Genomic DNA, 15,736 nt, shown 5'->3' with positions numbered 1-15,736 from the left:
TAATTAAAATACTCTTTTATTATAACGTAAATTTTCCAAATTGCAAGCAAAAACTATTAACTGGTTAATTATTTTTTTGAGTATTTTTGAGTTTTTATTTCCTCGCTCAAAAAAAACTACCCTTTCGAGTAGCTTTTGTGTCTTATCGCACTTCTGCTCCAACGTTTTCAACAAGAGCTTTAGTGATTTTTTCCATGTAACCTGCGACTTCTTCGTCGGTGAGGCTATCGGTTGGATTTTGGAAAGTAAGGCTATAAGCCATTGATTTCTTATCGTCACCAAGATTTGCACCGGCATACACGTCAAAGAGCTTGATGGCTGTCAAGCGTTTCACGCCCGCCTTCTTGATGGCTTCTACAATAGCTTTATGCGTGATGTGTTTGTCCAATAGCAGAGCAATGTCACGAGACACGGCTGGGAATTTTGTGATGTCTTGGAAGACTTGTTCAGTCGTTATAGCAGCTTCAACCGCATCAAGGTTGATTTCTGCCACATACGTTTCTGGAATGCCATATACCTTAGCCGTTTGCGGGTGAACTTGACCAACAAATCCAAGGGTAGCATCGCCAAATGTAATCGCTGCGGTACGACCAGGGTGCAGGCTAGCAACTGACTTGTCTGCTGTGTAAGCAACGGCTAAACCAAGTTTGTCAAAGAGAGTTTCAAGAATCCCTTTCGCATAGAAGAAATCAACTGGTGCAGTCGGTGTTTGGAAATCTTTTTCAGACACCAAGCCAGAAATCGCAAAGGCAAAGGTGTTCACTTCCTGTGGCAATTCTGTTTTCACATCGCCTGTTTGGTGGAAGATTTTTCCGATTTCATAGATAGCCACATTGGTATTTTTACGATTCACGTTATAGGCTACCGTGTCAAGCATCCCTGAAATCACATTTTGACGGAGAGCAGAACGGTCAACCGTCATTGGCCACATGAGTTCTGTAACCTGAGTTGGTTCTGCTGTAAATTCAATTGCTTTTTCTGGTGTTGTCAGAGCATACGAAATGATTTCAGTCAAACCAGCCCCTTCAGCAATCGTACGAACCTTGCGACGGAGTTTTTGAGTAGCTGTCAATTCACCAACAGTTCCCCCAGCTTCTGGCAAAGTGGTTGGTAAGTTATCATAACCATAGATACGAGCGATTTCTTCCACCAAGTCTGCTTGAATACTGATGTCCCAACGGCGACGAGGTACAGCAACAGTGAAGCGCTCTGCATTGCCAGACAAACCAAAACCAAGTTTAGCAAAGACAGCTTCAATGTCAGCATAAGTCAACTCAGTTCCTAAACGCACATTGACATAGTCAAGGCTGGTTGAAACCTCCACTGGACTTGTCTCAACTGCTCCAGCTTGAACACGACCAGAAAGGACCTCACCCCCTGCTAATTCTGTCAGCATCGCTGCTGCAAAATCAAGCGCTTCAGTAACGGTTTCAAGGTTAATCCCTTTTTCAAAGCGTGATGAGCTTTCTGAACGAAGGTTCAAACGACCAGATGTTTTACGGATGGATTTGCCATCAAAGACCGCTGCTTCAAGAACAACCGTCTTCGAGTTATTGTCGATTTCAGTTGCTTGGCCGCCCATAACACCTCCAAGTGCCACTGGCTTATCCACAACTGTAATGACGATATCATCAGTTGTCAATTCACGCTCTTCACCGTCAAGAGTGACCAATTTCTCACCGTCACGCGCATCACGAGCGACAATAGCATTGCCTTCAAATTTATCAAAGTCAAAAGCGTGCATTGGCTGTCCAAAGTAAAGAAGGACGTAGTTTGTGATATCCACAACGTTATTGATTGGGCGAATACCGGCATTCATCAAGACGTTTTGCAACCATTGTGGACTTGGTGCCACGGTCACATTTTCCACGACACGGCTCGCGTAAATCGCTACCTTATCGCTTTCAATAGCGACAGAAATCACATCATTAGCCGCTTTGCTATTTTCCACCAAAGCCTTCTTAGGGAAATGCACAGATTTGCCGTAAATAGCAGCCACTTCGTGAGCGACACCACGCATAGAAAGCGCATCCGCACGGTTTGGCGTGATCGACAATTCAATGATTTCGTCATCTAGGTCAAGGTAGGAGAAAATGCTATCGCCTGGCACGGCATCATTAGGCAAGATTTGGATTCCATCTGAAAATGCTTTTGGAATAATGCTATCTGGCAAGCCAAGCTCTTGGAGGGAACAAATCATCCCAAGTGACTCCATGCCACGAATTTTCCCTTTTTTAATTTTGTAGTTGTCTGCAATACGAGCTCCTGGAATCGCAACAATAACTTTTTGACCAGCTGCTACATTTGGTGCCCCACAGACGATTTGACGAGGTTGGTCGTCTCCAGTATCGACTTGGCACAAGTGCAGGTGCGTATCTGGCACATCGTCACAAGACAACACGTGACCAACTACTAATTTTGACAGACCAGCTGATGGAACTTCTACACCCTCAACCTCAATCCCTGTCGTTGACATTTTTTCTGCTAATTCCGATGATGGGACATCAATGTCCACCAACTCTTTTAACCATTTATATGATACAAGCATGATTTTTTCTTTCTTTATTTATTTTTTCTTTTTTAAGCAACCGCTTAGGCTGCATGGTCGCCATGAGTTGCTTTCCAGTTTCTAAGCAACAACCTGAGATAGTCCAGTGGACTATCTCACTCTTCTTTGTCCCAACTGTGGCGCAGCAGCGGTCTTGCTTGGAATGTGCGACCTTCGGTCGCTGTGCTGTCGCTTCTCAGCTTGGTATTATTTCAATTTTTTTCTGAGTAGCCAATCCACATCAACTTGATTTTCCGAAATGATAAATTGATGTTCTGAGAATTTTTCAAAGCCGTATTTGGCATAGAATCCTTGAGCTTGGGTATTGTGTTCCCAAACACCGAGCCATACCCAAGATTTATCCATATCTTGAGCAACCTCAAGCGCATAATCAAGAAGCATTTTCCCAAATCCCTGACCCTGATAAGCCTTCAAAATATAGATTCTTTGTATTTCAAAAGCATCATCTAGTTTTCTTTCAGTTTGGGCATTTCCCCAGTTTACTTTAAGATATCCGACTGGTTCATTATTGACCATAAGGAAATCAATTTCCGTTTCCGAATGGTCCAGTTCTGCTGATAATACTGCCTTATCATACTGATTCGCAAAAAAAGTTTGTAACTGCTCCTCAGTATAGTTATCTTCAAAAGTCTCTCTGAATGTTTTCATAGCTAGTTCTTGCAAGATTGGCACTTCTTCTTTCGCTACAGGCTTAATCCCTACTGTCATCACCATTCGTTTTACCTCTAATCCTTAATACATTTCTTTTTCAACATCTCAGTTACTATTTAAATTGCTCACTAAAGCGGACGTCGCCTTGGTAGAAGCCACGAATGTCATTGATGCCGTACCGAAGCATGGCAATACGTTCTTGACCTAGACCAAAGGCAAAGCCTGAGTACTCTTCTGAGTCAACACCAGACATTTCAAGAACTTGTGGGTGAACCATACCAGCACCGAGAATTTCAATCCATCCTGTTTTCTTGCAGACGTTACAGCCGTCTCCACCACATTTGAAGCATGACACATCCACTTCAACAGATGGCTCTGTAAATGGGAAGTAAGAAGGACGAAGACGAATCTTACGCTCAGCTCCAAACATCTTTTGAACAATCATCTCAAGAGTACCTTTCAGGTCACCCATTGAGATATTTTTCCCGACCACAAGTCCTTCAATTTGGTGGAACTGGTGGCTGTGCGTCGCATCGTCCGTATCACGACGGAAAACACGTCCTGGAGAAATCATCTTCAACGGTCCTTTTGAAAAATCGTGTTTATCAAGCGTGCGAGCCTGAACAGGACTGGTGTGCGTACGAAGCAAGATTTCTTCAGTGATATAGAAAGTATCCTGCATGTCACGCGCTGGGTGATCTTTTGGCAAATTCATACGTTCAAAGTTATAATAGTCCTTTTCAACCTCATAACCATCAACAACCTGAAATCCCATACCTAAAAAGATATCTTCAATTTCTTCAGAAGTCTGCGTCAACACATGACGATTTCCTACTTTAATCTGACGCCCTGGTAAAGTGACATCCAGACTCTCACTCTCTAACTGGCGTTGAATCTTAGCGGCTTCAACAATCTTTGCCGTTTCTTCAAATGCCGCATTCAAAACGTCACGGACTTCATTGACTTGCTTACCAACAACTGGTTTTAATTCATTCGACAGGTCTTTAAGCCCTTTCAAAAGGTCTGTCAAAGAGCCTTTTTTCCCAAGAACAGCGACACGTAGGTCTTGCAATTCCTTACTATGGTCACCTGTCATTTCCTTTAACTTAGCCTGAGTTGAAACCTTCAACTCCTCTAACTGTGCCTGTAAATCCATAATTAAGATACAAAGGGACGCTTCGGTTTGCCGAAAAATGCCGTCGAAAAATAGAAAATCTGACGAAGATGTCCTAACATCTAGGAAGATTTCTCTTTTTCCTAGGCATTTAGTCCCGTGTTTAGTTCAGCTATCCCGCTAAACCAAACCTTCCTTTCCATTATTTTTAAATAATCAGTTGAATAGCAAGTCTTAGACAAACAAATAACCGCATGCCAAAACCCCATTAGCGGAGCGTTGACACGCGGTACCATCCGTTTTCGTCTCAAAAAGACCTTAATTCACTAGCCCTCACTTGAGTGAATTCGCTAAGCTTTCCACGAGGGAACTTCCAGTCCACGATTCCCACTCCCTATCATTTGCCACCTAGTTACTAGTCTCAAAGGCTCTATTCAATTAGAGTTATTTTACCAAAAAATAGCTGAATTGGCAAATAGAATATCAGCATAACTAGCTAAAAACACATCTAAAAACATCGGAACTTGGTTTAAGAGGTAGCCAATCACACTTCCAAAAATTGGTCACGTTCATAAATTTAAAAACCAGCTTTTCTGAATTCCTCTAACATTGCCTTACGACGTGGGTAGTCTTTTTTCCACCCTGTTGCAACTTTTTGACTAATCACTTTACCATCTGGATAATCTTCTAACACTTTTAAATAACTAATCAAATAACGATAGGTGTCCCTAACTGAGACACTTTCCATGCCGTGCTGAATTTCATCTAAGATCACATCTCTCACTCGGTAGGGATCATAGGACTTCAAGCCTTCCTCATAACAATCAATTAAATCCAAACGTTTGAAATGACTTGATAAAATTTCCTCTAATAATCGACCAAATAACTGTTCTTGATTCATCAATTCAAAGCGGTAGAGACGACCACGATCATTTAAGTAATGCTCACGGAACTCAATCCACTCCTGATCAGTTGAGACCTCCTTAAGTAGCATGAGACTATCTAAATTGTCATTCCAGTAGTCCCAAATATAAGTTCTCAGCTCCTCTTTATAATCCTCAAGTCTCCCTTGTTTGTCATAAATCTCCATCAAACGTTCACTGTGACGAGACAATTTATCTTAAACGAGTTTACTATTTTAAAGCTAAAACACTATAGCATAGTAAAAATAGCTCATCTCACTCTATGCCAAATTTCAATTTTTCTAAAAAATCCTAAATAATGTGCCTACTAGGAGCTTTTGTTACCTGCTTAATATATCCCAATTCCTGAAGATACTTTATAGTGTCTTTTATTTTTTTCCTAGCAAATCGATCTGATAAAAACTCAATAAGTTGCCTGTCTTCAATACCATCTTTTTTATCATCGGTAAATGTTGTTGACTGAAATAAAATAAACATAATCTCTCTTTGTAAATCTGTAAAAGAACCTTCTTCTAACTCTTGCCAAAAATCATTTAACAAGGCAATCTTTTCTTCCAACATGCTAATCATATCATCTTGTCCAGAAGCTAATAAAGACATCATGTCCCAGACAAAGAAAGTCCCTTCCCCACGATTATCAAAATCGCCAGTTTTTTGAAAGGCCTTATAATAAATCGATCTAGATGCATTGATTTTTTGTGAAATCATCAATCCAGAAAAAATGTCTAGTTTTCGAGAAAGGTACCTCGATAAGATGTAACGACCTATTCTACCATTGCCATCATAAAAAGGATGAATATTTTCAAAAAAATAGTGAGCTAAAAAGGCTTTTGTTAAAAAAGGAATAGTCCGATCATTAATAAATTGAATCCAACTTGATAGCATAAGAATAATCGTTTCTTCCATAATAGGTGGGATGTGATCAATTTTACCATGTTTATCATCCAAAACACTGACTGGATCATTTCGAAACAATCTTCCATCAGGCTTATCATCTTGCCTTATTTCACCATCTGTTAATTTATCATAAATATCTCTGATAGATTCAATCGTATCTATTCTAAACGGTTCCTGCTCCAAGATATCTTGATAAAGTCTGACTGTGGAAAATAATCTAATACCACTCCCTTTTCCATCAGAAATCGCTTGATAGGCATCTGAAACCTCTCGTCTCGTTGTTTTGACACCTTCAATCTCATTCGTATCAATGACAGCTCGATATAATTGCTCCCTATAAAGATGATTTTGAGCAATTGGAGGTAATTGCGCACTAAGAGACAATATCTGATTTGATTTTTCCTGAATTTGTTGTGATAATATTTGAATTTCTAATAAAGGCACTACAAATAATGGAAAACGACGCCCTTTTGTTTCACCACGCTTCATCAAAACAGGATACATCTCTGTCTTGACTGTGCCTATATTATTTAACCTCTCTTGATATATTCTTTCGATGTCATCTGAATGTTTAAATTTGATGATTTTTAATTCTTTATAAGTCATAATCTCTCTAACTTTTAAAAAAATAGCTATTTTTTTAAAAGTTTAACACATATTCAAAACCAAATCAAACAAAAATAGAGTTTTTTACATTTTTTGTTCATGATCACTTTCCGATTCAATCAAGAACTATGTTGAGAAAAAAGGCAAAGAGCCCAAAAAAGAAGCCTCAAGATTGAGACTCCTTATTTGGGCTCTATAACTTCCGGATCTTGGGCGGTTACTGACTGTCTCTCCTTAACCTTTCAAAAATCAAAATCCTCTATTTCGAGTTCAGATAAGATTGCTTTTGCTCTAGCGATACCGTCTTCAGTCAAGGTAATGTACTTGGCTCTGTGGGATGACTGGTAAATCAAAGCATCCTCATCAAGTTGATTAATGACATCAAAGTCATAGTCTTTCCATGACTGATAAGGTGCCCTTCACATCTCCCCATGATTTGGGGAGACGTTCTCGAAAGCGATTTAAATACATTAGTGCTAATGTCAAATCTAACTGGGCCTGCTCTGCACTTCTTTTAACCATCTTAGTCACCATTAAGTAAATTTACTTAGATAAGCTTACTCAAAGCCATTCAATCTCTTCTAAAAATATCTCTTGTATAGACTTTTTGAGAAACATCATCTAAATCATTACTATATCTATTAGCAATAATAGCATTACTCAATGATTTAAATTTTTCCAAATCATTAACAACATCACTTCCAAAGAATTGGCTTCCATCCTCAAGACTAGGTTCAAAAATAATGACTTTAACACCTTTTGCCTTGATACGCTTCATGACACCCTGAATAGAACTTTGACGGAAATTGTCACTATTACTCTTCATAGTGAGACGATAAACACCAATCGTTATCTCTTGAGCATTACTTTCATCAAAGTTTGCTAACTCAAGGACACGATCAGCAATATAATCCTTACGAGTCCGATTACTTTCAACAATTGCCGTCATCATATTCTGAGGAACATCTGAGTAATTGGCCAATAATTGTTTTGTATCTTTTGGAAGGCAATAGCCACCATATCCAAAAGAAGGATTATTATAATGTGACCCAATACGAGGATCAAGACCTACCCCATCAATAATTTGTTGTGTATCTAACCCTTTTGACTCAGCATAGGTATCGAGTTCGTTAAAATATGAAACACGTAAAGCTAAGTAGGTGTTCGCAAACAGTTTCACCGCCTCTGCTTCGGTAAATCCCATAACTAAAACTGGTGTTTCGTCATCTAAAGATTGCTCTTTAAGTAACTCGGCAAATAATTGAGCTTTGTCTGTTAGCTCTTTATCAGATAGATCAGTACCAACAATAATACGTGAAGGATGCAAATTATCTTCTAGGGCTTTTGACTCACGTAAAAATTCTGGACTAAAGATGATGCGCTTGGTATTGTATTTGTCACGAACATGGGCAGTATAACCGACTGGAATTGTTGATTTGATAACCATAATCGCATGTTCATTAACTGACATGACCTTCTCAATCACTGCCTCCACTGCAGACGTATCGAAGAAGTTTTTCTTACTATCGTAATTTGTAGGTGCAGCAATAATGACAAAATCAGCATTACTATATGCCTCATCAGCATTTAAAGTTGCAACCAAGTCCAACTCTTTATTCGCAAAATATTCCTCAATCTTATCATCTTGAATCGGTGAAATACGGTTATTAATCATTTCAACCTTCTCAGGAATGATATCCACTGCAACAACTTTATGGCTCTGTGACAATAATGTTGCCAATGACAGGCCTACATAGCCTGTTCCTGCTACTGCTATTTTCATATTTACCTCAATTTAACTTCAGAAATACTACTTTTTTACAAAATATTTCAATAAAAAAAGTAGTAAAGCAATATTAATTTTACTCTAAAATTTCCAATTCTTATGGTGATTGTAATTAGTTATTTTAGAATCTATATGCCAATCTCAATAAATATATTAAATGATATTTATACATTATAAATTTCAGTTTATTATTTTTACCTTCAATCTCTTGCAAACTAATATTTGATAAAATCCTATCAAATTCAAAGTATGAATATAACTTTTTTACTTCTTTACTTGTTGTAAACCAACCGATAGTGCATTCTTTATGAAAGTAAGTCAATAAAAGCATTTCATGAAAAATATTATAAATAAAATATTTTTTTATGTTAAAATCAACATCATATTTTTTCACTTCATCAAAGATAGATTTACAATAATCTATCATTTTATAATTTAATTTGTGAGTAATCGAACTTAGATTAACCGAGTAATTATAGGATGATAATGGAAAATAACTAATTTTAGAAGAATTTATTATAACATCTAACATAAATATTCTATCTTGGGTTTTTCTTAATTTATCTTTAAAACGAATTTTATTTGCATCTAAAAATTTTTTTGAAAAACACTTTGCCCAGATTGCACCAAAAGAAAATTCTTTAAATTTATTAGGTGCATATAGTATATTCTTTATGATTTCTGACTTATCTTTATTAATATTTAATCCATGCTCATTTAAAACATATCTTGTAAAATGTTGTGTATTTAAATTGATTATTTTGTAATCAAAAATAATCAACTCAACATTTTTTTCGAAATTTGGTAAGTTCAAAAATTTTAAGTCGAAGATATCGTCGGCATCCACAAAAAAAATATATTCCCCCGAACAATTATCTAGACCGTTATTCCTAGCTGATGCTGATCCCTGATTTTCTTGTCTAATTAAGATTAGCTTACTATAAATTTTATTAATGTCTCTCAAATAAAGATTTAAATCCTTCGAGGTACTCCCATCATCAACCAGAATAATTTCAAAATTTGAAATATTCGTATTCACAATAGAATTCAAACATTTTTCAAGTAATTCAACTTCAGTGTTATATGTAGGAACTATAAAAGAAATTTTATAATCTAATAAATTCAAACCCGGCTCCTTATCGTTTAAAAAAAGTTTTGAATAATTTATTTCTATTTTTTTTTGTACTAAACAAAAACAAGCATACTAAATAAATCAATGCGCCTATAAAAATCTGTAACCCCAAGTTTAAAACAGTAGAAATAGAGGTGAAATTTAAATTTAACACTAAAATATACATTAAAAAACCTGAAACAAAATATTTTAAAGATACATTAAAATAACTCTTTAAAGGTAAATATTTTCTAACAAAGAATAATTGAATTGCACAAACTACTAACTCTGCACAAAAGGTTCCTATAGCCACCCCTATTACACCAAGTTTTGGAATCAAAATAGAATTTATTGTTAAATTAGCAACAGCACCTAAAATTAGAGAAAATATATAAAAATTATCCATTCCTTTCGGAATCAAATATTGTGTTCTAATTACATTAGCAATCCCTAAAAAGATTCCACTCGGTAATAAAATTTGAAACAAAATAATAACTATTTCAAATCCCTCACCGTAGTACCAAGGTACAAAAGTTTTAGAAACTGCCATTAATCCAAACCCCAAAGATGTAGTTAAAAATAATACTAGCTCTAACGATAAACCAATTAATCGTTCACTAGATTTTGATTCTTTTTTGGCATATAAATTAGACATTTTGGGTAACATGACCATCCCTAACGCTGTAACCAATGCCATAGGAATCTGAATAACTTTCTCACTACTATCAAAAAATCCGACTTGTTCAGTATTAGTTAGTAAACCTAACATTATTTTATCCATTATTTTATAAATACTAATTGCTACAACAGGTATAAATAAGATAATATTTGGCTTAATATGTGAAACAATATCGGATTTATTAATTTTAATTATATTTATTTTTTTTTTAATAAACGCCCAGAGATATATTTGATTCACGAAAGTACCTAATGCCATTATCACAGCATATTTCAATAAATCATCAGAACCATTAATTAGAGCAAAAATAAGTATAGTAATAAAGATCCTTATTACTATATTTCTCAAAACTAGAGCTTTAAATTCTTCTAATCCATAGAAAAACCAGTTTATATCAAACATTGAAGAAAGTATATATATAAACATTATAATATTTAGCGTGATATTCTTTATCAAAAAAAATATCACGCTAAAATAAAATATTGAAACGATAATACCCATTCCGAATTGGAAAATATATATGCTAAAAAATGATTTAGAAAGATTATATTTATCATCTCTAACTTTTGCAATTTGTCTATTTCCATAATTATCAAGGCCCAATTTAATAAGCATCATAAAATAGTAAATAATAGAATAACTATAGGAATATTCTCCCAAAGCTTTAACACCCAAAGTCCTTGTTAAATATGGTGTTGTAACTAAAGGAATAAGTAATACTAAAACCTGATAGATTGCTTGATAAATAAAATTCTTTTTTGAACTTTTCATAATATTATTTAATTTTTATCCTCATAGTAAACACAAATCTAATCAAAAATAGAGAATATAGTAAAGATAGTCCCCAAGGTAAACTAGACATTTGAAATCTGACCATACCGTAATAAACATAATAAAGAATAATGCAATAAATTATAAAATAATCCAATGTTACATAATTAAACAATCTGTTGTATACTCTATTAGCAAAAAAGCCAAAAGAACCAGACATTCCTATCACTCCAAAATAACCAAAGTCAGCATAGAATTGAGCAAACATAGTTACGAAAGCATTATATGTTTTATAATCTGAGACATAAGTAGTATAACTGGTTCTTTCTATAAAAGAAAGTGCATTTTGAAAAACAGAATTATTTTTACCATCCAATCCAAAAAAACTCAAAAATTCATAGAAAATATGCCAGAGTGTATACAATGATGTTGCCGTATATGTATATCCAGAATTTAAATAGTATGTTGTATTTACAGTTTTATCTAACATTACAACCGATCCAGTTAAATAGAAATATAAGGATTCTAAAAAACTTACATTTTTTTTCATATAAATAATTAAAAATATACTTATTGCTATAACAAAAAATATTAAATATTTTCTATTTACTTTTACAAATTTATTAAAGTTTACATAGGAGAAACTATCAAAATTCTCTGAATTCCATACAATATTTTTAGAAATTGCAAATAAATATGAAAACACCAAGCACATTACAAAATAAACTATGATAATTTTACTGCCATTTGATAAAAACCTAAGTATCGTGAATAATAATCCAGAAAAAATCAAAAACTTTTCACCTGGTTTATGGAAAATGCAGAATGCAGAAATTGCAATAAAAATATGTTCAAAAGGTCTAACAATGTATTGCATGATAGCTCCACCACTATCTACTTTACCAAGTACTAAAAGGATTTTATTTTCATCTAACGTTCTACCCTCTAATAATGACATAAATTGCTGTTTATAAAAAGACAAGCCTAATAACAAAATAATTATTGCTAGAAGTCTAATATTACCATAGTGTATAATGTAGGATTTAGTTGTTGTCAAATTGTTATTAAAATAAGAAGGTAAATATAAGTAATAGCCTAATATAAAACTTAAAATTCCTAGAGATAAAACTACTTCTGTTTTAAATTCGACTGAATATATACCAAATAATTTTAATGTATATAAAGTTAAAATTAAAAACCAAACCGAAGTAAATATAAAAATAGGGGATTTAAAATCTTTCTTTAAAACTAAGAAAGAATAAAACAGCAATAACATAAATGCCGTTATTATTAATAACATACTTTAAACCTTTCGAATTTAATAATTTCCCATCAAGAGTCTCAACCAGCGATATATATCTTTCGGACAATAACCAGATTGAATTCGTGAATCAAAAATAATATTTAATCTAGATAGCATACCAGAATAATTTGAAACTTTCTTGACCATATCTCTCTCATCAACTGTAAGTAAATCAGATAAATATGCCTCAATAAATTTTGCTTTGATTTGCATCGGTTTCGTCTCGACATTATTAGCTAAAATACCAAACACCTTAGATATAAAATAACTCAATCCTTTCTCCTTTTTACCAGAGACATTGAATCCATGTTGTCGATACAAAATATGTGGATTATTATCAAAAACAATATTTCTATTAATTATGCCAATATAATAAATAAGACTATCAAAACCTAAACTATTAAAATCATATTTAACTACTTCCATAATCATATTTTTATTGAACATTGTCGTGCAAGCAAATAGAAAAACTTGTGCCAAACCTTGTCCCAAAGTATTCTTCACTACATTTTTCTTAAATAATTCATGAGTAGGTTTTAAAGCTGAATCGGTAACTAGTAGATTTGCATAATACAATGCTGGTTTATCTAAATTTAACTTACTTAGTGAAGAGAGTGCGGCACTCAATTTATTCTCTCTCCATACATCATCTTGATCGCTGTATGCGAAAAACTCATAATCACTAAAGTTTTTTGAAGCATACATTAATAAAGATTTTATATTTTCTGCTACTCCTAAATTAACTTCACCTTCAATTATCGTAATATTTGGATACATTAATTTAATTTTATTCAAATTCTTTTTCTCTGAAGAAGCATCATCTCTAATAATTAGCTCAACAACAACCCCCTTTTGATTTAATATACTTTCTATCTGTTCAAAAATATATTCAGTTGGATTATAAGTTGTCATTAAAACTACAATTTTATTATTTAACATATTCCCATTGCTTTTCCTTTACATTATATTTTTTTATAACTTTTGCAGGATTACCAACAGCAATTGAGTAATCTGGAATTGACGTTGTTACAATACTCCCTGCCCCTATAATTGATTTTTTCCCAATTTTTACTCCTGGCAAAATGATTGCCTTTTCACCAATCCAACATCCATCACCAATTTCTACTGGTGAAAATACTAAATCTTGATTCATATAAAATTTTTTTGATTCTGGATTGATTCCATGATTTTCAGAAGTAATACAAATATCACTTGCTAACAAAACATTCTCTCCAATTTTTATGTCTGCACCTACTAAAAAGGAATTTCTATTACAGCAATAAGTACCACTACCGATGTATAGCCTAGAATCGCCAAAAAAATTGATTCTAGTATCATATCCTAGCACCACATTGTTTCCCTCTTTTATTTTATCAATATTATTAATATTTGATCTAGACTTAATTAATAAATTTGTCGTGATTGTCTTTTTGAAAAATATAACAGGGTGTTTACACAACATATATATCCAAATTTTAATTTTTTTTAAATTAAATTCAATCATTTTTTCCATTTTTCTTCAACAAAATCATACCCAAATTTCTTTGCAATTTTCTTGACTATCGGAATAGCAAATTGTGGAGTGACATCTTTGCCAAATTGTTTGAAATACCATTTCAGATATTCACTTCGACTCATAATTGAATAACCTTTAGTAAGTGAATAACCTCTTTTTTCAAAATATTTTATTGTTTTAGGAATCATTTTTCCTTGGAGAGCACCATGCTGTATATGTAAAATATTATCTGGTACTTCAATTAAATTTGATGCAATTTCATGCACACGACCACGAGTTTTAAGAACCTCATTTAATTCAAAAATCCAAGCATTATAATTTTCATTACCAACACATTCAAACAGAAATTTTTTTCGCCATATAGATGCTTGGAGGCAAACTCCATATTCTTCGTCTTGATAAATAACTTCATATGGATAACCTTCAACAAATTTTGGCTTAGATTTTTTAATAACTCTATTATTATCAACTAATTTTGCATAATCAATTTCATGAGACTTCATAAATGCAATTAATGTTTTAATTTTTTCATTGTCAACAAAATCTCCAATAAAAAAATCCTCAAGCAAAATGATAATGTATTTTTTATCAATGATTTCAAGCGCTTTTTGGACTTTTTTACTCCACTCTGCATTAGCACCTACAGGAAAACATTTAACATTTTCCCATTCTTTTTTGATTTCATTGGTAAAAACAAAAATGGGTGGATGATGTTTCCAGTACTTTTTAATCAAATTAATACAATCGTCCCACATTAACTCATATCCATCATAAATCGGTAAAACAATAGCCAAATCATCTACCATAAAAATTATCCTCCAGCTCTATCTTTTATTTCTACTATTTTATTATTATCCCCCCAAATTGCTTTAGAGTCGTATGATCTTTCTGGAAAAGCACCATATTTTAATTTTATTTGAAATTTATTTTCAGCGATAAAATACTCAACTCTATCAGATAACTTTTCAGGTCTACCAGAACATATATTAATTATTCCATTTACATTCGTTTGTAAAACAACATTACTAACCTGGCTACAAAACTCATCATAATCAATGAAATCAAATTGATTTAAACCATTTGTAAATGGAAATTCTTTTTCTCCTTTTTTTTCTGCTTGCACAATTTTTGAGAAAAGTGAACTACCATCTTCAGTGTTGCCAACTATATAAAAACCTCTAAGCCATTGAAAAATTATATTTTTCTTTTGACAAGCTAATTGCACAATACCTCTAAGTGCATTCTTACTTATCCCATACAAACTTTGGGGGTTACAAGGGGTCTCCTCAGAAACACTTCCTTCATAGAAACCTATTTCGTGCACACTTCCAAGAACTACAACTTGTTTTATGCCAGAATCAATCATTTTTGAAATGAAATCAGCATGATAAGGCAAATCTTGAATATGGCTTTTTGAATTATGGATGAAGCCATCTCTCCAAGCCATATGCAGTAAGATATCAGGTTTGTTAAAGTATTCATACGGATTATCAATTTCAAAAATATTTTCAATAACTATTTTTGAACGTTTATCAATAAAGCTATCATCAAAATCAGTTGCAATTACCTCGCTTCCAGCATCTAATAATTTTTTCACTACACCTTTACCTAGGTATCCGTTAGCTCCTGTTACTAAAATTTTCATAATAACTCCTCCACTGTTTATCACACTCCAATAGCCCTCTTTTAATTTGCGCTAAGGAGTCTACCCAAATTGTTATTTAATATCAAATTATCAAAATAAAACTCTCATTTACAAAAAGCAACAGAATTCCATAGTCATTGTTGATTAGTAAAAGGTCATTTCACC

General features: G+C 33.6%; 15 protein-coding genes. All 15 read right to left on the bottom strand.

What is annotated here, in order from left to right; translation table 11 throughout:
* Positions 1-142 precede the first annotated feature (142 nt).
* On the bottom strand, positions 143-2,548 hold the full coding sequence (pheT, locus tag ACFPQ3_RS04610; RefSeq protein ID WP_156805747.1) for a phenylalanine--tRNA ligase subunit beta: 2,406 nt from the start codon (positions 2,546-2,548) through the stop codon (positions 143-145).
* Positions 2,549-2,755: 207 nt separating this feature from the next.
* Positions 2,756-3,280: a GNAT family N-acetyltransferase gene (locus tag ACFPQ3_RS04605; RefSeq protein ID WP_380433838.1), complete on the bottom strand. Its 525-nt coding sequence runs from the start codon at positions 3,278-3,280 to the stop codon at positions 2,756-2,758.
* Positions 3,281-3,332: 52 nt separating this feature from the next.
* The gene (pheS, locus tag ACFPQ3_RS04600) at positions 3,333-4,376 is read right to left on the bottom strand and encodes a phenylalanine--tRNA ligase subunit alpha (protein WP_156805745.1); all 1,044 of its coding nucleotides are present in this window, start codon (positions 4,374-4,376) and stop codon (positions 3,333-3,335) included.
* Between the two features lie 535 nt (positions 4,377-4,911).
* Positions 4,912-5,448: a hypothetical protein gene (locus ACFPQ3_RS04595; protein ID WP_156805744.1), complete on the bottom strand. Its 537-nt coding sequence runs from the start codon at positions 5,446-5,448 to the stop codon at positions 4,912-4,914.
* A 100-nt stretch (positions 5,449-5,548) separates the two neighbouring features.
* Positions 5,549-6,760: a Fic family protein gene (locus tag ACFPQ3_RS04590; RefSeq protein WP_156805743.1), complete on the bottom strand. Its 1,212-nt coding sequence runs from the start codon at positions 6,758-6,760 to the stop codon at positions 5,549-5,551.
* A 242-nt stretch (positions 6,761-7,002) separates the two neighbouring features.
* Positions 7,003-7,113, bottom strand: a complete 111-nt coding sequence (locus ACFPQ3_RS04585) for a hypothetical protein (RefSeq protein ID WP_380433674.1) — start codon at positions 7,111-7,113, stop codon at positions 7,003-7,005.
* 34 nt (positions 7,114-7,147) lie between these two features.
* A complete protein-coding gene (locus ACFPQ3_RS04580) occupies positions 7,148-7,282 on the bottom strand; it encodes a hypothetical protein (protein ID WP_269747721.1) in 135 nt (44 codons plus the stop codon).
* A 49-nt stretch (positions 7,283-7,331) separates the two neighbouring features.
* Positions 7,332-8,543 (bottom strand): nucleotide sugar dehydrogenase, encoded by a 1,212-nt coding sequence (locus tag ACFPQ3_RS04575; protein WP_156805742.1) that lies wholly within the window; start codon positions 8,541-8,543, stop codon positions 7,332-7,334.
* A 124-nt stretch (positions 8,544-8,667) separates the two neighbouring features.
* Positions 8,668-9,672, bottom strand: coding sequence for a glycosyltransferase family 2 protein (locus ACFPQ3_RS04570; RefSeq protein WP_198039889.1), 1,005 nt, complete (start codon positions 9,670-9,672; stop codon positions 8,668-8,670).
* A 10-nt stretch (positions 9,673-9,682) separates the two neighbouring features.
* Positions 9,683-11,107 carry an oligosaccharide flippase family protein gene (locus ACFPQ3_RS04565; RefSeq protein ID WP_156805740.1) on the bottom strand — a complete coding sequence of 475 codons (1,425 nt, stop codon included), beginning with the start codon at positions 11,105-11,107 and terminating at the stop codon, positions 9,683-9,685.
* A 4-nt stretch (positions 11,108-11,111) separates the two neighbouring features.
* Complete coding sequence (locus tag ACFPQ3_RS04560; RefSeq protein ID WP_156805739.1) at positions 11,112-12,407, bottom strand: O-antigen polymerase; 1,296 nt, start codon at positions 12,405-12,407, stop codon at positions 11,112-11,114.
* Positions 12,408-12,425: 18 nt separating this feature from the next.
* On the bottom strand, positions 12,426-13,349 hold the full coding sequence (locus ACFPQ3_RS04555; protein ID WP_156805738.1) for a glycosyltransferase: 924 nt from the start codon (positions 13,347-13,349) through the stop codon (positions 12,426-12,428).
* Positions 13,339-13,923: an acyltransferase gene (locus ACFPQ3_RS04550; protein WP_156805737.1), complete on the bottom strand. Its 585-nt coding sequence runs from the start codon at positions 13,921-13,923 to the stop codon at positions 13,339-13,341. The genes ACFPQ3_RS04555 and ACFPQ3_RS04550 overlap by 11 nt, the downstream gene beginning before the upstream one ends.
* Entirely contained in the window at positions 13,911-14,732 is an 822-nt protein-coding gene (locus ACFPQ3_RS04545; protein ID WP_156805736.1) for a hypothetical protein, read from the bottom strand. The genes ACFPQ3_RS04550 and ACFPQ3_RS04545 overlap by 13 nt, the downstream gene beginning before the upstream one ends.
* Before the next feature lie 5 nt (positions 14,733-14,737).
* Positions 14,738-15,571 carry an NAD-dependent epimerase/dehydratase family protein gene (locus tag ACFPQ3_RS04540; RefSeq protein WP_156805735.1) on the bottom strand — a complete coding sequence of 278 codons (834 nt, stop codon included), beginning with the start codon at positions 15,569-15,571 and terminating at the stop codon, positions 14,738-14,740.
* Positions 15,572-15,736 lie beyond the last annotated feature (165 nt).

The organism is Streptococcus caledonicus (assembly GCF_042656225.1).
GTDB classification, from domain to species: Bacteria; Bacillota; Bacilli; order Lactobacillales; family Streptococcaceae; genus Streptococcus; species Streptococcus caledonicus.
This window is presented reverse-complemented; position numbering and strand designations above follow the sequence as displayed.